This is a genomic window from Collinsella intestinalis (assembly GCF_902364775.2).
Taxonomy (GTDB): Bacteria; Actinomycetota; Coriobacteriia; order Coriobacteriales; family Coriobacteriaceae; genus Collinsella.
Genome location: NZ_CABJEU020000001.1, coordinates 314,666 through 333,910, shown reverse-complemented (window position 1 = coordinate 333,910; position 19,245 = coordinate 314,666). Strand labels below are relative to the sequence as shown.

Below are 19,245 nucleotides of genomic sequence, written 5' to 3'. Positions count from 1 at the left end.
TTATCGGCCCTCTCCCCAGATGGAGTCTGACATCTGGCTAACAATAAGCTCCTCATCCAGCTCAATGAGCCTCGTGTATTGACGCCTCCGCTCTTGCACCGCCTGGAAAAGCAACGCAAGCTCCTGCTGTCGCTCCAGAGGTGGCAATGGGACCTCGATTTCCGCCACCGCCCGACGCTTGAGCATTGCCATGGCGGTGCTCTGTCCCGTGCTCACGGCCTGCAAAACTGCATTGGTCTGAGGCATGCCCAAGAACATGGAAAGATACTGCATGTCGACGGCCGCATCTGGCTTCTTGCGAAGGATCATGACAGACGAGGTGACAAGAATCCCTTCGTGGTCCTTATCGATATATGCTGAGTCATATGGTGTTGAGAGCTTGATAACGACATCGCCCTCGCGAGTGAAGTGCTCTTTGTTGATCTCGCCCACCTCCTCGGTGACGAGCTCGTCGTCGACGATGGAGCCGCCTTGCAGGGAGCGAGGGGGAAGGGCTCTGACGCTCCGTGCTTCGCCGCCCTCGGGTATCTTCCTGGCTCGGGCCATCGGGGCGCCAGTCTTGATATGGCAGAGCTCTTCCAGATTTGCATACTCAATGCTCATGTTGAAATCCTATCGGAGTGGTACACCTGTTGGTATACTGTGGCTTGGCTTGGAGCTCGTCCCTACTGGGACGGGCCCTTTTTGTTTGTGTGGGTTGGTGTTACCGAAACGGCGCGCTCCTTTCTTCCGCACTCCCCCTCTTCATCTCTTGCCTCCTATCATGATTCACCTATGTATTTGGACTCTTAATAGTCTGTCCAAATCGCTCTGGACAGTAATATATTTAGAATTGCTCTATTGGTCAAGTATGCGGTTAGAAATTGTCCAAATCCTTTTGGACAATTAAATCTAATGTACGGACCTTTCCTTACTCACCACATAGACACATTCGTATACAGCTCGTCCCAGTGAGATAATACGAAGCATGAGATTCGCAACGGGAAAGGCCGTCACCATGAACGCTTGGATGATTCGCGCGGGGCGCGGGGGAACGTTCGCAACCGATTGGGTCGAGAACAGCATCATCGGCATTGGCTGGGACTTCGATGGTCTGGACATCGCCAACATGGACCGCGACCAGATCAGGGCTGCATATGCCGCGGCGCACCCCGCCGAGAGCAAGCAGAAGGTCGCGACCAGCGTTGGGCAGGTATTCCGTTTTGCCCATTCCATGGAGCAGGGGTCGACCGTCGTCATGTACGACCCCGCCGAACGCCTCTACCATATCGGCGTCATCTCCGGCCCCTGCTCACCCGTGCCGGAGCCCGAAGGCATAACCTACACGCGTGCCGTCACTTGGAACAAAACTGCTCTACGCGACGTGCTCTCGCAGTCTTCCAAGAACTCGCTTGGCGGAATTCAGACCATTTTCGCCATCTCGGCCGAGGTAATGGCCGACCTGGAATCGGCAGCCTCCCATAAGCGCCCGGCGGCGGGCGGCGGGCTCGCCTGCAACCCCGACGAGTCAGCCCAAGATTCAAGCGACGACTCCTCTAGTGACGACGAGGCGCTCACCGCCACATACGACAACGGCATCGAGCTCATCAAGGACCGCGTGAGTCAACTCGGTTGGGAGGACATGGAGCGTCTGGTGGCGGGCATGCTCAAGGCGATGGGTTATTGCGCCCGCGTGACACCCAAGGGCCCCGATGGTGGACGCGACGTGATCGCCTCCCCCGACGCGCTGGGACTCGAGTCTCCACGCATCGTGGCGGAGGTAAAGCACCGCAAGGGAGCCATGGGCGCACCCGCAGTGCGCTCGTTCATCGGCGGGCTTCGCGCGGGCGATCGCGGGCTCTACGTCTCCACCGGGAGCTTCACCAAGGAGGCCCGCTACGAGGCCGACCGCGCCAACGTGCCCGTACGCCTGCTCGACCTCGATTCCTTTGTTCGCCATTACGTCGAGGTCTACGACAAGACCGACGACGAGACCCGCAGCATTCTCCCGCTCACCCGCATCTGGTGGCCGGCGTAGCGAGCCGCCCCACGGGGAATTTGGACACGCGGCCTCCTCGGCGCATCCTCGTCGCGCCTAAAGTATCCTCGCCAATGCTCAAGTATCTTCGCCAAATCGCCTATACTTGTCGAAGATACTACGTAGATGGCGAGGATACTTTGACCCAATTCGACTACAACCGAGCACTCAGCAGCCTTATGACCCCCAAGGTCGTCTCCGCTCTTGGGAGTATCCGCGAGCACAAGGGTAAGACCTCCCTGCTCTCCATCGCTCACCCCGACCACTTCGCCGCTTTGGTGGAAGTTGCCAAGATTCAAAGTACGAGCGCATCGAATAGAATCGAGAACATCTCGACCTCCGACAGGCGCCTGCGCGAGCTCATGCTCAAAAAGGCCGAACCCAGAAACCGCGATGAGCGCGAAATCGCCGGCTACCGCTACGTTTTGGACCTCATCCACGAAAGCCATGATGACATCCCGATCACCCCTGGCGTGATCTTGCAGCTCCACCGTGACCTGTACCGCTATTCGGGCGATTCCCATGCGGGCACATGGAAGGATTCGGACAATGTGATCGCTGAGCGCACCGCGCAAGGCGAACTCGTCGCGCGCTTTGTTCCCACGCCCGCCGTCATGACACCCGACGCTGTCGAGGCCATCTGCAACGAATACCGCGAGCAGATAGATGCCCGAACGCACGACCCCCTGCTCGTGTCCCTTGTGTTCGCGTTCGATTTTGTGAGCATCCATCCGTTCAACGACGGCAACGGGCGCATGAGCAGGCTGCTCACGCTGCTGCTCATGTACCGCTCCGGTTACGACGTTGGAAAGTTCGTCTCGATCGAGAAGGAAATCGAACGCACAAAAGAGACGTACTACGAAGCCCTTGCCGTAAGCTCGCAAGGCTGGCGGGAAGGAAAGAGCGACTACGCGCCCTTCGTCACCTACATGCTCGGCATCATTGACGCCTGTTACCGAGAGCTCGCCAACAGGCTCCCCCTCGTGGGCGCCCCCGCGGACAACGAGGAGGCTATTCGCGCCTTCTTCGACCGGCTGATCGGCTCGGCCACAAAGCGGGAGATCATTGACGCCAATCCCGGGATGAGTCAGCGCACGCTGGAGCGCATCCTCTCGAAGCTGCAGCAAGAAGGCGTGATCGAGAAGATCGGCGCCGCACGATCAACCGCATACCAGCGGCGATAGGGCACTACAACGGCGAAAAGCACCGATAGCGGAGGGCGGAGATATCCGGCAGACTACTTATAAAAACTGATATCCCCGTGGAAGTAGGCCTTCCAACGTTCGCAGATTTCACCGTGGTTCGCGAGAATGAAGTCCATCACGTTCGCAAGGTCTTTCTTATTGAGCTTGCTGCCGTTGCTCGCGAGCACACAGCCGCTATTGCGCGTCAGCCAAATCTTGGTTGCCCCTGCGGTCGGACGGCCCTTCGCCACGTGAACATGCACGGGCTCACCGTCCTCACCCGTCCAGAAGAAGATGGCGAAACCCTGGAAGAGGAAGAGCCTAGGCATATTCCCTCGACACCTCACGTGCGAGCCTCAGGATCAGTTGCGCATTGTTATGGACAAAGGAGTCTAGACGGGCGATGTCGGCATCGTCGAATCCCTCTATCTCCGACCACTCAAACGCGGGAAGCGTGCACATAGCGGAATCAAAGCCCAAGTCGACGGGCCGCTCGATAGAAACCTGCACCTCGCCACTATCGAGGACGTTGGAGAACGCCAGCTGCGTCCCATCCTCGAGCTCCGCATAGTTGTAGAACATTACGCACCTCCATGGCTGCCCTTCCGCCAGATTATACCCGCGCCAGGCCATTCGCACTTTAAGGGGCAAGGCGATGTTGCGCAGACGCTAGCCTGATTTCCGAGCTCAGGAAAAGTACGTGTACCCTCGACGCACGAACTTCTGTTCGATGGATTTCGATTGGACGAGACCCAACACGAGCTGGGCTATGCTACGGTATTCATCTATATGGCTACAAAGACGCAAAAGGGAACCACCGAGAGAGCGAGCATGGCAAAGAACACCGCAAACTATGGCAACGACAGCATCCGTCAGCTCAAGGACGAGGAGCGCGTACGCCTGCGCCCCGCCGTCATCTTCGGCTCGGACGGGCTCGACGGCTGCGCGCACGCCGCCTTCGAGATCCTGTCCAACGCCGTCGACGAGGCGCGCCAGGGCTACGGTAAACTGATCACCCTTACCGCCTTCCGCGACGGCTCCATCCAGGTCGAGGACAACGGCCGCGGCTGCCCGCTCGATTGGAACCCGTCCGAGAAGCGCTTCAACTGGGAGCTCGTCTTCTGCGAGCTCTACGCCGGCGGCAAGTACAACAACAACGAGGGCGGCGACTACGACTTCTCGCTGGGCACCAACGGCCTGGGCTCCTGCGCGACCCAGTACGCCTCCGAGTACATGGACGTCACGGTCTTGCGCGACGGCAACAAGTACTCCCTGCACTTCAAGAAGGGCAAGGTTGTCGGTACCAAGAAGAAGGCGCTCGAAATCGAGCCCTCTAACGAGGACCGCACCGGCACCACCATCAAGTGGCGCCCAGACCTGGAGGTCTTCACCTCGATCAGCATCCCGCACGATTGGTACCGCGAAACCATGCGCCGTCAGGCCGTGGTCAACGCCAACGTAACCTTCCGCCTGCGCATAGAGGGCGACGACGGCGAATTCGCCGAAGAGGACTTCTGCTATCCCAAGGGCATCGAGGACTACGTGCTCGAGAAGGTGGGGGCCGACTACCTCACCGAGCCCTTCTTCATCGAGGCGGAGCGCCGCGGCCGCGACCGTGAGGATCTGCCCGACTACAACGTCAAGATCACGGCCTGCCTATGCTTCTCGCGCACCTTCCAGATGCAGGAGTACTACCACAACTCCTCATGGCTCGAGAACGGCGGCTCGCCCGAGAAGGCGGCCCGCAGCGCGCTTACCAGCGCGATCGACGCCTACATCAAGGGCCAGGGCAAGTACAACAAAAACGAGAGCTCCATCAAGTGGCAGGACGTCCAGGACTGCCTGGTGCTGGTGACCAACTGCTTCTCCACCCAGACGTCGTACGAGAACCAGACCAAGAAGGCCATCAACAACCGCTTCATCCAGCAGTCCATGACGGCGTTCTTCAAGGAGCGCCTCTCGACCTACCTAATCGAGAACAAAGACGCCGCCAACAAGATCATGGAGCAGGTCCTCATCAACAAGCGCTCGCGCGAGAACGCCGAGAAGACCCGCCAGAGCATCAAGACAAACCTGCAGCAGAAGACCGACATGGCCAACCGCGTGCAGAAGTTCATCGACTGCCGCTCCAAGGACAAGACCCGTCGCGAGGTCTACATCGTAGAGGGCGACTCGGCGGCGGGCGCCATCCGCACCTCGCGCGATGCCGAGTTCCAGGGCGTCATGCCCGTCCGCGGCAAGATCCTCAACTGCCTGAAGGAGGACTACCCGCGCATCTTCAAGTCCGATGTCATCATGGACCTCATGCGCGTGCTGGGCTGCGGCGTGGAAATCAAGGACAAGCGCATCAAGAACCTGGGCGCCTTTGATCTGGACAACCTCAACTGGAGCAAGGTCATCATCTGTACGGACGCCGACGTGGACGGCTACCACATCCGCACGCTCATCCTGACGATGCTCTACCGCCTGGTGCCCACGCTCATCGACGAGGGCTACGTCTACATCGCCGAGTCGCCACTCTACGAGATCAACTGCAAGGAGAAGACCTACTTCGCCTACACCGAGCTCGAGAAGAACGCCATCCTGGCCGAGATCGGCGACCAGAAGTGCTCCATCAACCGCTCCAAGGGTCTTGGTGAGAACGACCCGGACATGATGTGGCTCACCACCATGAACCCCGAGACGCGCCGCCTGATCAAGGTAGAGCCCGAAGACGTGGCCAAGATGGAGTCCATGTTCAATCTGCTGCTGGGCAACGACGAGGCCGGCCGCAAGCGCCATATCGCAGAGCACGGCAAGGAGTATCTCGACCAGCTGGACCTGCAGTAAGGTCTGGAGCCCGCACTCGGGCGGCACCGCCCGTAACGAAGCACAACGGCCCCCAAGAAGCACCAAGAGGACATCGTGGCAAAGAAGAAAACCAACACCCAGAGCAAGAAGAAGCAGGTCAACACCGACAACGTCATCGGCCTGCACTCGGAGGTCACGGCGCAGCCCATCACGGAGACGCTCGAGACCAACTACATGCCCTACGCCATGAGCACCAACGTCTCGCGCGCGTTCCCCGAGATCGACGGCTTCAAGCCCTCGCATCGCAAGCTGCTCTACACCATGTACAAGATGGGCCTGCTCAAGGGCGACCGCCAGAAGAGCGCCAACATCGTGGGCCAGACCATGAAGCTCAACCCGCACGGCGACGCCGCCATCTACGAGACGATGGTCCGCCTCGCCACGGGCAACGAGGCGCTGCTCGCTCCCTTCGTCGAGTCCAAGGGCAACTTTGGTAAGTACTACTCGGGCGACCTGACCTATGCCGCCTCGCGTTACACCGAGGCCAAGCTCTCCCCCATCTGCGCCGAGATCTTCAAGGACATCGACAAGGACCCGGTCGACTTCGTCGACAGCTACGACGGCGCCATGAAGGAGCCGCGCCTGCTGCCCACCACGTTCCCCAACATCCTGGTCTCGGCCAACAAGGGCATCGGCGTGGCCATGGCTTCCGACATCTGCGGCTTCAACCTCAACGAGGTCTGTACCGCCACCATGCACTTCCTCGAGGACCCCAGCTGCGACCTGCTCGAGTACATGCCCATGCCCGATTTCTCCACCGGCGGCGAAATCATCTACCGCCGCGAGGAGATGGAGCGCATCATCGAGACGGGCCTGGGCAGCTTCCAGATCCGCTCGCGCTGGCGTTGGGTCCCCGAAGAGCGCATCATCGAGGTCTACGAGATCCCCTACACCACCAAGACCGACGTCATCATCGACCGCATCATCAAGCTCTCCAAGGAGGGCAAGGTGCGCGAGATCGCCGACATCCGCGACGAGACCGACCTCTCCGGCCTGCGCATCGCCATCGACCTCAAGCGCGGCGTGGACCCCGAGAAGCTCATGGCCAAGTTGTACCGCACCACCACGCTGCAGGACTCGTTCTCGTGCAACTTCAACGTTCTGGTGGACGGCTACCCGCGCGTCATGGGCGTGCGCCAGATCCTGCATGAGTGGGTTGCGTGGCGCGTCCAGTCCACGCGCCGCCGCGTGAACTTCGACCTGGGCAAGAAGTCCGAGCGCCTGCACCTGCTGCACGGTCTGGAGGCCATCTTGCTCGACATCGACAAGGCCATCGCCATCATCCGCGGCACCAAACTCGAGGCCGAGGTCGTCCCCAACCTGATGAGCGGATTTGACATCGACGAGACCCAGGCCGAGTTCGTGGCCGAGCTCAAGCTGCGCAACATCAACGAGGAGTACATCCTCAACCGCACCAAGGACATCGCCAAACTCGAGGCCGAGATCGCCGAGCTGGAGGAGATCCTCTCAAGCGAGGAGAACATCAAGAAGGTCATTTCCGACGAGCTGGCCGCGGTCAACAAGAAGTACGTCATGCCGCGCCGCACGGGCAGGATCGAGCCGTCCGATGTCATCGAGGTGAGCCTGGAGCCCGAGGTCGAGGAGTACCCGGTCACCATCATGCTCTCGCGCGAGGGCTACCTCAAAAAGATGACCGACCGCGTGCTGCGCAAGGGCGCGGCGCTCAAGTACAAAGACGGCGACGAGCCCTTCATCGAGTTCCCGTCCGCCAACACGCACGAGCTGTTGGTGTTCACTAACAAGAGCCAGGTGTACAAGTGCAAGGTCGCTGCGTTTGAGGACACCAAGTCCGCGCAGCTGGGTGCGTACCTGCCCACCGACCTGGAGATGGACCCCGACGAGAGCGTGATCTGGGTCATCGACCCCGAGGATTACAAGGCCGACGTGCTGTTCGTCTTCGAGAACGGGCGCGCGGTGCGCGTCGCGCTTGCCGGCTACGTCACCAAGACCAACCGCAAACGCCTCAAGAACGCCATCTACGGTGGGTCCAAGCTGCTGTATGCGCAGGTGCTCAAGGAGGATCGCGACGTCGCGCTGGTCTCGAGCGACTACCGTCTGATGAACTTCAACACATCGCTGCTCAAGACCAAGACGACCACCAACACGCAGGGCGTTCAGGCCTTCACGGCCAAGAAGGGACGCGTCATCACCACCGTGAGCACGGCCGAGGAGGTGTTGGGCGCCGGCGTCTCCGCGGAGAAGTTCACCGCGCAGAGCCTGCCGTGCGCCGGCGCGCTCATGAAGGACGACGACATGCCGAGCCTGTTCGACTAAGGCAAGAACACCCGCACTAAACGCAGAAGAGTCTCAAACCTAAGGGCAAAGAACAACATAAGGCTCACATCATCCGACTCGACGGGCTTCCGCATCTCGCGCGGAGCCCGTCGAGCTGCGCATATCAGGCGCCCACGCTTCCCGCGCTTTACCATAGATGCCGCATCGACCAGGTCAGAGCCGCCCTAAAACGCGCTCCCGCTACTTCCGGGCAGAGGGGTCGAGCTTTTTCGTACTTGTTTTCGGTTTTGCCGAGTAACAGGCGAAATCACACGCACAAAACGCCTGGTCACGGAGCCGCGGTCGACTCGTATACTCGGCATTTTCGGAATCTAGTACGAAAAAGCTCGACCCCTCTGCACTATCCCGCCCCCAAACGCCATATCGTCGCAAAGTGCCACGCCTCAACTCCCTTTGCATTTCCCAGTTCGCTGCACATTTCACAACCCACGCTCAAAGTGGGAACCATGCCTGCTCGGGATTCCCCGTCTCCAATCCAGGAAGAGCTGATGTCATCGAAAGGTTGCCCAGAGGTTGCCAAAAAAGATAAGCCCCCGACCTCTCCGCAGGTCAGGGGCTTGAACGGTGCCGTTTCTCGCTATTCCCACTCGGTGGTTATAGTTTTGCCGTCTCGTCACTCCAGTTGCACCCAGTTTTCGGCGGCATCTCGAAGTGAGTGCCGCTGAATGACGCGACGTCGCGTTTCATCGGCTTCGGGGACAAAAGCTGGGACAACTTCAAAAACCATTTTCAAACTCAGAGTATTGAGTTTTTATTTTTGTCCCAAGGGGCACGGAGAGCCGCCTTTGGAGGCTCGATATCGCCGAAAAACGCCCGTTTTGAAACTCAACCGCCTTTGAGCCTGCAAACCACCAGCTTCAACAGTAAGTGAGTCGACGCGGGTGGCTTACGAGCCGTTCACAAAACCGCAGGCCACAGGTCTTTGTCAACGATAAGCAAAGTGAATAGTCTCAGGTGGCTTGCCCATGAGTTGGCGTAAGCCTGTTTAGCAAAAGGCTAATCGGACACGACAGGCCGCCCGCATGGCGACGGCGTTTCCCGTGCGGGCACAAACAGCCCTGCGTGCCCTGTCGCGCGATATCCCAATGCGACGTTCAGAACCCTACCCGCCAAGCAGCCACCTCGCGAAATTCAGCACGAGCACGCCCTCCCGGGTATGGGGCTCATGCCTCGTGCGAGTGATGAGAATCTTCGGGAATGCATCCCCGATGGATAGAATCGGCGCAATCTCCCTCTCGAGCGTCGAATCGGCGCCGATATCGTCGCTCACATACACTTTCCTTCCCGGTTTCGAAACTTGGAAGGCAGTATGCGCAAGGATGCGTCGAGGTGCGATCCCAGTCGTACCATGCCAGCAGAGATGTCGAGGCACATTCGTTCATGCTGCAATGCGGGCATCGGAGATGAAAAACAGCCCGTCGGGTAGTCATGGGCGTGCGGGAGCCCGCATCAGTAACCTGCCTCCTCGGTTGTCCCTTCTTTGCATGGTCGTCTACATAAAGGAGGAACCAGCCATGCAGATCAGCATGCTTGCCCTTCTTGGGTCACGGACCGGGGAGGCGAGGGCCTCCGTCGGGACCGCCCCGAGCAACCGGCATATCCAAGGAATGACAAGGCTCGATCGCTGTGCTGGTCAGGATGCCGAAGCGGGCCGTCCGCCAATCGGAATGCGGGTCAGGATGCTGCAACGTGATTCCAGCTGCAGGATACGGCTCCTTTGCGGTTGCCGCAAAACCTGCTGGCAACATTCTTACTATCCGAATGATGTACGCATCCCTTGGGATCGTTTCGCCTGACCAGGGCCATCTTCAGCGCCTCATCGGCCAGCTCGGCAGGCGCCTCTTCCACGCGTAATAGCCCTGGCGGGTCACCTATGCAACCATAGATACAAAAGGAATCGAATGGCCAGAGAGGACTGCGCTTACCGATGGTCGATTCTTGACAGGCAAACTCAAGCCTCGTTAATATTACATGGTTTGCCAGACCGAATTAACAAAGGAGGGGTGTCGTGGTTGGTCTTTTCCGCACGTGGATGAGCGCCTAGAAAGCGGCGCTGTTGTGGCGTCGCGCTGTTTTTCTGCACGCCATTTCACGATTGGACATAACCATGATATTTGAAACCTCTCGGGGCAGGTCTGCTCTGCTGTGCCATTCATGGCAATTCAAGCTTTGTTTCGTATGGGGCGGCGAGCTCGTTTCGACATTGACGAGTTCGATTCTCCAAATGGGTCTTATTTGGCATCTCGCCCTCACGACAGGGTCGTCTTCTCTCCTCTCCTTAGCATCGCTGGCAGGCTTTCTGCCGATTGCTTTGTTCGGAATCCTTGCGGGCGCCGTTGTCGACAGACTGCCTTTGAAACGTGTCCTCATCGGCGCCGACCTCTTCATTGCCGCGGTGGGTGCCGCCTTGGCGATTGCCTCGTTGGCCGGCAGCTTACCTGCATGGCTAATTCTCATCACCCTGTTTCTCCGTGCAGTTGGTACTTCGTTCTACACGCCAGCCTCCCAATCTCTCACGCCCCATCTCGCCCCACCGGAGCATCTCGTTCGCCTATCGGGGGTGACTCAGGCGATTCAGTCCGGCGGATACATTCTTGGCGCCGCGCTTGCAGCAGTGATTTATCCCGTGGCGGGTATTACCGCTATGATTGTCCTCGACGTGCTGGGAGCGCTTTTCGCTTCTTTAGCCATCCTCGCCGCACAGATAGACGCAGGGAGCCTCGACGAAGCCGACCGCAGCTTGTCCTTTTCCAATAAGGTTCGAGAGCTCTTCTCTGAGATTTCGGACGGCTACAAGCTGATTAGGGGGTACAGGGGGCTGTTCGCCCTTCTTTGGTGCGGGTTCGTCTTCGCTTTCGCGTTCTCTCCGCTCGCGGCATTGTTCCCAATAATGACCTTGGGGCATTTTGGCGGTAGCACGGGGGATGCCGCTTTGGTGGAAATCCTTTTTTCTGCAGGCATGCTGGCTGGGTCCGGTATCTTGGCGGTTACGGGAGGGTTCCGCAATAGGTCGTTCACCATGGTCGCCGCGATTGCCGGCTTCGGCATTGCCGCAATCGTATCCGGATCGCTCGGCCCGTCATTGTTCGCTGCTTTCCTGCCGGTGAGCTTTCTTATGGGCGCATGCTCCCCGTTGTACGCGGGAACCCAGACTGCCCTTATGCAGGAGCAGATACCTCCTGAGTACCTAGGCCGCGTTTTCGGCCTCTACGGAACCATCATGGCTTGGGCCATGCCCATGGGCCTCGCAGCCCCCTCCGTTTTTGCGGATCTGCTTGGAGCTCCGTTATGGTTCGTCGGCTCTGGAGCGACCATGGTACTGCTTGCGATGGCTATGCTGCTTGCTCCGAGCGTCCGAAACGTGGGGAAAAGAGATACCGGGCAGATTCAATAGCCCAAGTATTCGAAAAAAAGAGGCAGCAGCCATCGGTTCAAGCGTCAGCCTTCAAGCCCTTGCGACGACGAGGTATTGCACTGACATCCCACATCGCGCTCCTTATTCGTCGCCAACTATCATTTTCGGATTTGCCGGCTTGCGCAAGGCCAAAACGCTCGCGCCGGCAATTGGGCAAAGGCGAAAAATCGACGTGAGCAATCTTTTTTGGCATGGCTGCGCTTCCAGTAAAACGCTAATACACAAAAGGCGGTTCAACCTATGGAACTCATAGTCAAAGCTAAAGACATCTTTTTGGAATATGCCGGCCGCGATATCCTAGATATCGAAGAGTTGGAAATCTACTCCTACGATCGCATCGGCTTGGTGGGAGACAATGGCGCAGGCAAAACCAGCCTGCTTAAAATTCTGAGCGGCAATCTTACCATTGCGGACGCCGACGTCAGGCGTTTCGGCAGCATTGCCCTCATCGGCCAACTCGATGAACTCGACCTTGATGCGGCTCAGGGCAGTGGTGAGATGCTCTCCCGTCTCAACGTCGCCGGAGTGGCGCAGGAGACGATGAGCGGCGGAGAGGAGACACGCGCCAAGATTGCCTCTGCGCTCTCCCAGCAGGCAAGCGCGATCTTTGCTGATGAGCCTACGAGCCACCTCGACCAAGACGGCATCAGTCTTCTCGTCGGACAACTCAAGGCATTTGATGGAGCCCTGCTCATTGTGAGCCATGACCGTTATTTTCTCGATCAGGTAGTGGACAAGATCTGGGAGCTCAAAGACGGCGGTATTTCCGAATTCTGGGGTGACTACTCCGACTATCTGCGACAGAAAGAAGAAGAGCGCAAAGTTCAGGCGGCTCGATACGAAGAGGCGATGCGCGAGCGCGAGCGCCTTGAAGCCGCCATCGAAAAACAACGGAAAAAAGCACGGCAGGTCGACGCCAAGCAGAAGGGCGCAAAGAAAAGCAACGAGAATGCAGGTCGATTGGGACATCAGAAAGCAACCGGCACCAAACAGAAGAGGATGTACCAGGCGGCTAAGAACATGGAGAAGCGCCTCGAAGCGCTCGAAGGGATTGAGGCCCCTGACAGCATTCGCACCGTGCGGTTCCGCCAGAGCAAGGCCCTGGAACTGCATAGTAAATTTCCCATCTCGGCAGACGATTTCAACTTGAGCTTCGGCAACTGCATGCTCTATGACCACGCGAAATTCGAGATACCGCTCGGTGCCAAAGTGGCCATCACCGGTGGCAACGGTACAGGAAAGACCAGCCTGCTGAAGGCAATCGCTCGACGCGCCGACGGTATCAACATCTCTCCCAAGGCAGAGATCGGTTACTTCGAGCAAACAGGCTACAAGTTCGACGCCCGTCAGTCTGCGATCTCGTTCATGCAGGATGGTTGCGAGTACAGCATGACCGAAATCCGAAGCATCCTCGCCTCTATGGGAATCGGACCGCGTGACCTGGCAAAGGACGTTGGCGTTCTCTCGGGAGGCGAAGTCATCAAGCTGCTGCTCGCGAAGATGCTGCTGGGCAGATACAACATCTTGCTCATGGACGAGCCTGGAAATTACCTGGACATCAAGAGCGCCGAAGCCCTCGAGCAGATGATGAGCGCCTATGCCGGAACGATAGTGTTCGTCTCCCACGATAAGAGGCTGGTCGAGAACGTCGCAGACATTATTTACGAAATAAAGGACACCAAGCTAGTCAAAATCTTTCAGCGCGAATAGCCCTAAATGAGCAAGAAATAATCCCCGAACGGAGACAAGGGAGTAAAACGGCAAAGAAAGAGCCTCCGTCCCAACGCAGGGAACGGAGGCTCTTTAATCGCTTTTACTCATCTCCGTCGCTGGTGGCTTTGTCATGACTCTCGTACGAAACGAAACTCAGCGGCATAGTGCGGCACTCAAAATCGCAGGTCAGAACCCTGTCGTCCTACTCCCACTCGATGGTCGCCGGGGGCTTTGAGGTGATATCGTACGCCACGCGGTTGATGCCGGGAACCTCGGCCACGATGCGGCCGGAGATGCGCGCGAGCACCTCGTAGGGCAGGCGCGCCCAGTCGGCGGTCATGGCGTCGCTGGACTCCACGGCACGCAGGATCACGGGGCGCGCGTAGGTACGCTCGTCGCCCATCACGCCCACGGACTTGATATCGGGCAGCACGCAGAAGTACTGCCAGCAAGAATGCTCGCTATTGCGCTCGCCGGTCTGCTCGAACAGGCGCACATTGTACGCATCCAGCTCCTCACGCACGATAGCGTCGGCATTCTTCAGGATCTCGAGCTTCTCGGGGCTCACCGCTCCGATGATGCGGATGGCCAGACCCGGGCCCGGGAACGGCTGGCGGTACACGATGTGCTCGGGCAGACCCAGTGCCAAGCCCAGCTCGCGGACCTCGTCCTTAAAGAAGTGGTCCAGCGGCTCGATGAGGTCGAAGTGCACGCCCTCGGGGAACGGGATGAGGTTGTGGTGGCTCTTGATGGTGGCCGTCTTGCCGCCCGTCTTGCGCGCGCCGCTCTCGATGATGTCGGGGTAGATGGTGCCCTGGGCCAGGTACTTCACCGGACGGCCATCTTGCTCGAGCTCCTTGGCCACGGCGAAGAACTCGTTCCAGAACTGCGTGCCGATGATGCGGCGCTTCTCCTCGGGGTCGGTCACGCCGTCGAGCAGCGCGGCGTAGCGTGCTTCCGCATGCACGTGCACGAAGTCGACGTCGAACTGCTTGGTGAAGACCTCCTCAACCTGCTCGGGCTCGCCCTTGCGGAGCAGCCCGTGGTTGATGAACACGCAGGTCATCTGGCGCCCCACGGCGCGGGCGCCCAGCGCTGCCACCACGGACGAATCCACGCCGCCGGAGAGCGCCAGGATCACGCGGTCCTCGCCCACGGCCGCGCGGAACTCGTCCGTCATGGTCTCGACCAGGTTGTCCATGGTCCACGTGGCCTCAAGGTCGCAGATGTCGAACAGAAAGTTCTTGAGCAGTTGCTGGCCGTACTCGGTGTGCTTGACCTCGGGGTGGAACTGCGTGGTGTAGATACGACGCTCGGCGTTTTCCATAGCGGCGACCGGGCACACGGAGGTGCGCGCCGTCACGGCAAAGCCCTCGGGCACGGCAGACACGGCGTCGCGGTGGCTCATCCACACGGTCTGCTCGAGCGGGGTGGCGTTGAAAAGCCTGCTCTCTCGGTCGCGCTCGATGGTGGCAGGGCCGTACTCGCCAATTTCGGAGTGGCCCACCTCGCCGCCGAGCGCCACGGCGGTCACCTGATGGCCGTAGCAGAAGCCCAGAATGGGCAGGCCCAGCTCGTAGATGGCCGGATCGACCGTCGGGGCGTCCTCGGCGTACACGGACGCGGGGCCGCCGGAGAGGATCAGTGCGGAGGGCGCTATATCGCGCACCTCGTCGGCCGTGATGTCACACGGCACGATCTCCGAATACACATGCAGGTCGCGCACGCGACGGGCGATGAGCTGCGCATACTGCGCGCCAAAGTCGAATACCAGCACCTTCTGCTGAATCTGCTCAGATGCGTTCTGGGCCATGAAGCCTCCCAACCATGCCGCTGCCCTGCAGCGGCAACACGTGTCAGATAATTGGTACATCATACTCGCCGAGCTGCGCATACGCAGAAATCCTACAGGGATTTTGGCCTACAATATCTCGATGTCGCCTCGAAGCGCACCGACCGCCCTCCATAAGGGCGCCCCGCCGCGCATCGGACGTGCCCACAAAAGGCCGCAAGCTATGAGACGGGGCACCCGCAGGGACTGCAGAGCAAAGGAGCCCGCATGAAGCACATCCTCTTGATCGCCACCGGCGGCACCATCGCCTCCGCCGAGGACGGCAATGGCCTCTCCCCCGCTCTCACCGGCGAGGAGCTCGCCCGCAGCGTGCCCGAGATCGAAGGCGTCTGCGAACTCGACATCGTGCAGCCCATGAACATCGACAGCACCAATATGCGCCCCGCCGACTGGCTGCGCATCGCCGAGGTCATCCGCGAGAACTACGACGCGCACGACGGCTTCGTGGTCCTGCACGGCACCGACACCATGTCCTACACCGCGGCGGCGCTCTCCTACCTCATCCAGGACAGCCCCAAGCCCATCGTGCTCACCGGCTCGCAGCAACCCATGGGCAATCCCTTCACCGACGCGAAGATCAACCTGTACCAAAGCCTCGTGTACGCCGCATCCGACCGCTCGCGCGACGTGTCCATCGTCTTCGGCGGCTACGCGATCGCCGGCACGCGCGCCCGCAAACAGCGCACCATGAGCTTCAACGCGTTCAACAGCATCAACTACCCCGTGCTGGCCTACCTGCGCCAGGACAAGATCATCCGCAGCGGGTCGGTCGCCGTGTCCGCCGGACTGGCCGAGGGCGATTGCACCGAGTCCGCCGCGGCGGGCGACGTGGGCGGCAACGCCGCAGCGCCCCGTTTCTACACCGAGCTCAACAGCCGCGTGTGCGCCCTCAAGCTCACGCCCGGTCTCACGCCCGACATCTTCCGTCTGCTCAAACCCGATTACGACGCCGTGATCCTCGAGACCTTCGGCATGGGCGGCGTGCCCGAGCGGGGTGCCGACGGTGCTTCCTATCAGGAGGCCATCTTTGACTGGGTCGATTCCGGCCGCACCGTGGTCATGACCACGCAGGTGCCCGAGGAAGGCCTGGACCTGGGCGTATATGAGGTCGGCCGCGCATATGCAGAGCACCCCGGCATCCTCAAGGGCGGTGACATGACCACCGAGGCGCTCGTGGCCAAGACCATGTGGGCGCTCGGACAGACGCGCGATGCCGACGAGCTGCAGCGCCTGTTCTACCGCCCCATCAACCACGACCGCGTGGACGAATGGTAAGCCGCGCGGAGTAGCACGACGGCGGCACGAAGCGGCGACTTACACGCGCATCGCCACGGCCGCGTTCAACGCATGCACGAGGCCGCTCATCTCGCGAGGGAAAAACGTCCGCTCCGCCGTCATCGCGGCGTCGATTCCGGCTCCGTTGAGGGAGAGCGCCCTGCCCGCGCTCATCATGGCCTCGCAATCCCTCGGCGTGACGGCGATCACCACGGCGTGCTCCAACGTCGTGCCCCGCTGCACGCAAAAACGCGCCAGAGCCTCCGCGCGGGCCGCAGCCACCGTGAACGGAGCATCGGGTTCGCTCGCGGGGCCCTCATCATCCGCAAGGACAGTCGCAGGGATTCCGTGCTCGGCAAGCTGCGCACGCACGGGCTCGGCGAGCTCATGCGTGAACACCGCAATCGCGTAGCCCGCATCGCGCGCCCATCGCAGAGCGTCCAGCTCGCGCTCAGAGAGCGGGCCCCCGTCAACGCCAAAGGCCAGCACCGACGGCGTGGGCAAAAACCGCCCTCCCCGTACGACCTCAAACGCCCGCTCTTTTGCCCTCGACATGGCTGCACCTCCGCTCAACGAGTTTTCCTACTTATCCCCCAACACGCCGGCATCCCACCCGCGCGCTGAGTTTTCTTGGAATCGCTATGGGTAATGACCAGTTTGTAAAGCGCGCTTTACATCTTAGCGCTTCGCCGCGGGCATGCTCGAACCATGAATGCGACCGCGCGACAGAGACTGGGCGAGAACCTCATCGCCATCCGCAAGACCTCGGGTTTGACCAAGGTCGACTTCGCCTTGCAGCTTGGCATCAGCCGCGTGCTTCTTGACCTCATCGAAAGCGGCAACAGCAACCTCAAGCTCTCCACCCTCGAGCAAATCGCCGAACGCCTCGGCGTCCAGCCCTGGGAGCTCATCCGGTAAAGAAAAGGCGGGCACCTCCTCGGCACCCGCCCAAATTGTTGCAATTTACACCTGTCCCCAATTGCACCGGGGCAGGGCGTTAGCGCAGGGCGCCGCCCATGTACTCCTCGAGGTAGCGGAAGAACTCCTCGCGGCTCATGCCGGTTCCGGCACCGGGGCCGTCGGACGTGTCCTCCTGCTCGGCCTGCAGGGCCTCATCCGACCCGAGAGTCACCTTGACCTCGGTTTCATCCTTGCCGCGCACGACCGTCAAGGTCACCTCGTCACCCACCTCATGCTCACGCAAGGCGATGATCAGGCCGTCCGCCGAGGCGATGCCCTCGCCGTCGACGGCGGTGACGATGTCGCCCTTCTGGATACCAGCCTGGGCAGCCGGACCTTCGGCGGTGACCTCCGCCACATATGCGCCGTTATCGACCGCCAGCTCGTTCGTGCGGGCGTTGTAGGCATTCACGCTCATCAGGGAAACACCCAAGTACGGATGGACCGGGGTCTCGCCATCGATGATCTGGTTGGCGATGTTGATGGCGTAGTTCACCGGGATCGCAAAGCCAACGCCCGAACTGGAGCCAGAATAGGACTCGATGACCGAGTTGATGCCGATGAGATGACCCTTATCGTTGACGAGCGCACCGCCGGAGTTGCCGGGGTTGATGGCCGCATCGGTCTGGATCATGTTCGCGTAGATGGACGTACCGCTCGCGCTCTGCAGGGCAGTGGAACGGTAGAGCGCAGAGACGATGCCCGTGGACACGGACTGCTCGTTGCCGAAGGGGCTGCCGATGGCCATGACCCACTCACCCACCGCGATGTCGTCGGAATCGCCGACCTCGATGGGAGTGAGCTTGGCGCTCGTGGGATCCTTGAGGCGAATGACCGCCAGGTCGCTGGACTCGTCCGCGCCGACGAGCTCCGCCTCGTAGCTGTTGCCGTCGTCGGTGTTCACCACAAGTGCGGTCGCACCCTGAACGACGTGGTGATTCGTAAGGATGTTGCCGTCGGTGTCCAAAATCACGCCACTGCCGATACCGCCGGAGTTCTCATCCTCGCCCTGAGCGGTGATGGACACGACGGAGGGCAGCGCCTTTGCCGCCACGGCCTCGGACAGCGTGGTGTCCTCGGGGTTGATATCGATCGTCTGCGGGGTGCCGGAGGTGCCGGCAGTCTCGACGTTCGAATCGGTGATGCGGAACGCGCCGGACATGACGAGCGCGATGACCAACACCGCACCGACCACCAGGCCGGCGAAGGACGCTAGGAAGATGGGGAGCTTCTTGCTCTTGGTCTTGACCACGGTGCGGGTCTCAGTGCGCGTGGACGCATGGGCCTGCGCGCCCTGACCGGCGACGTGCTGACCCTGGGAATACGAGTAATCCGCTGGGGGGACCTGGCGGGTGGAGTCGGCGGCGGTGGGGTTACCGGGATCGACGGGGATGTGCGCCGTGGTATGGGCGCTTGCATTGCCGGACGCAGCACCTGCGGGCTCGACGGGCGTCGGCTCGACCTCGAGACGCGGCTGCGAGGACGGGCGCTGCTCCGATCCAAGGCCCTCGGGGCGCTGAGGGGTCTTTTCTTCACTCATGAACGGTCCTTTCAACGTCTTCATTCTCCAACGTTGTACCCCAAAAGCGCAGCTCCGCTCAGCACGAGCGACGGAGCTTAATCAAGTTGTAAGTTGCGTTAAGAATTTCTCAAGCGTCTTGTT

General features: G+C 60.3%; 15 protein-coding genes. 8 read left to right on the top strand and 7 right to left on the bottom strand.

The genetic code is table 11. The features are described from left to right. On the bottom strand, window positions 1–603 hold the full coding sequence (locus tag FY258_RS01330) for a restriction endonuclease subunit S (protein WP_118102515.1): 603 nt from the start codon (window positions 601–603) through the stop codon (window positions 1–3). A 364-nt stretch (window positions 604–967) separates the two neighbouring features. On the opposite strand from FY258_RS01330, the gene FY258_RS01325 reads away from it, so the two are divergent. Continuing rightward, window positions 968–2,017, top strand: coding sequence for a restriction endonuclease (locus tag FY258_RS01325; protein WP_220396006.1), 1,050 nt, complete (start codon window positions 968–970; stop codon window positions 2,015–2,017). 140 nt (window positions 2,018–2,157) lie between these two features. Further along, a complete protein-coding gene (locus FY258_RS01320; protein WP_118102514.1) occupies window positions 2,158–3,201 on the top strand; it encodes a Fic family protein in 1,044 nt (347 codons plus the stop codon). A gap of 53 nt (window positions 3,202–3,254) precedes the next feature. Here FY258_RS01320 and FY258_RS01315 read toward each other — a convergent pair whose 3' ends face one another. Then, on the bottom strand, window positions 3,255–3,530 hold the full coding sequence (locus FY258_RS01315) for a DUF4160 domain-containing protein (RefSeq protein WP_118102513.1): 276 nt from the start codon (window positions 3,528–3,530) through the stop codon (window positions 3,255–3,257). Then, window positions 3,523–3,783, bottom strand: coding sequence for a hypothetical protein (locus tag FY258_RS01310; RefSeq protein WP_118102512.1), 261 nt, complete (start codon window positions 3,781–3,783; stop codon window positions 3,523–3,525). Before FY258_RS01310 ends, FY258_RS01315 begins: the two co-directional genes overlap by 8 nt. Window positions 3,784–4,032: 249 nt before the next feature. Here FY258_RS01310 and FY258_RS01305 point away from each other — a divergent pair, with 249 nt between their 5' ends. Continuing rightward, the gene (locus tag FY258_RS01305) at window positions 4,033–6,030 is read left to right on the top strand and encodes a DNA gyrase/topoisomerase IV subunit B (RefSeq protein WP_118103944.1); all 1,998 of its coding nucleotides are present in this window, start codon (window positions 4,033–4,035) and stop codon (window positions 6,028–6,030) included. Between the two features lie 75 nt (window positions 6,031–6,105). Continuing rightward, on the top strand, window positions 6,106–8,346 hold the full coding sequence (locus FY258_RS01300) for a DNA gyrase subunit A (RefSeq protein ID WP_118102511.1): 2,241 nt from the start codon (window positions 6,106–6,108) through the stop codon (window positions 8,344–8,346). 1,123 nt (window positions 8,347–9,469) lie between these two features. Here FY258_RS01300 and FY258_RS01295 read toward each other — a convergent pair. Beyond that, window positions 9,470–9,637 (bottom strand): hypothetical protein, encoded by a 168-nt coding sequence (locus tag FY258_RS01295; protein WP_157966984.1) that lies wholly within the window; start codon window positions 9,635–9,637, stop codon window positions 9,470–9,472. 837 nt (window positions 9,638–10,474) lie between these two features. Here FY258_RS01295 and FY258_RS01290 point away from each other — a divergent pair. Both FY258_RS01290 and abc-f read left to right on the top strand, forming a co-directional pair. Beyond that, window positions 10,475–11,761: an MFS transporter gene (locus tag FY258_RS01290; RefSeq protein ID WP_117798973.1), complete on the top strand. Its 1,287-nt coding sequence runs from the start codon at window positions 10,475–10,477 to the stop codon at window positions 11,759–11,761. Between the two features lie 261 nt (window positions 11,762–12,022). Beyond that, window positions 12,023–13,492: a ribosomal protection-like ABC-F family protein gene (abc-f, locus tag FY258_RS01285; protein WP_117734620.1), complete on the top strand. Its 1,470-nt coding sequence runs from the start codon at window positions 12,023–12,025 to the stop codon at window positions 13,490–13,492. Between the two features lie 205 nt (window positions 13,493–13,697). Here abc-f and guaA read toward each other — a convergent pair whose 3' ends face one another. Further along, window positions 13,698–15,308 carry a glutamine-hydrolyzing GMP synthase gene (gene guaA / locus FY258_RS01280; RefSeq protein WP_182279358.1) on the bottom strand — a complete coding sequence of 537 codons (1,611 nt, stop codon included), beginning with the start codon at window positions 15,306–15,308 and terminating at the stop codon, window positions 13,698–13,700. 246 nt (window positions 15,309–15,554) lie between these two features. On the opposite strand from guaA, the gene FY258_RS01275 reads away from it, so the two are divergent. Beyond that, on the top strand, window positions 15,555–16,622 hold the full coding sequence (locus FY258_RS01275) for an asparaginase (RefSeq protein WP_118102510.1): 1,068 nt from the start codon (window positions 15,555–15,557) through the stop codon (window positions 16,620–16,622). Between the two features lie 39 nt (window positions 16,623–16,661). On the opposite strand, the gene FY258_RS01270 is transcribed toward FY258_RS01275, so the two are convergent. Further along, complete coding sequence (locus FY258_RS01270) at window positions 16,662–17,177, bottom strand: hypothetical protein (protein ID WP_147350707.1); 516 nt, start codon at window positions 17,175–17,177, stop codon at window positions 16,662–16,664. Window positions 17,178–17,330: 153 nt separating this feature from the next. Here FY258_RS01270 and FY258_RS01265 point away from each other — a divergent pair, with 153 nt between their 5' ends. Next, window positions 17,331–17,540 (top strand): helix-turn-helix domain-containing protein, encoded by a 210-nt coding sequence (locus tag FY258_RS01265; RefSeq protein WP_118102508.1) that lies wholly within the window; start codon window positions 17,331–17,333, stop codon window positions 17,538–17,540. Between the two features lie 79 nt (window positions 17,541–17,619). Here the strand turns inward: FY258_RS01265 and FY258_RS01260 are convergent, their stop codons facing one another. Continuing rightward, on the bottom strand, window positions 17,620–19,122 hold the full coding sequence (locus tag FY258_RS01260) for a S1C family serine protease (protein ID WP_118102507.1): 1,503 nt from the start codon (window positions 19,120–19,122) through the stop codon (window positions 17,620–17,622). Between the last annotated feature and the right edge of the window lie 123 nt (window positions 19,123–19,245).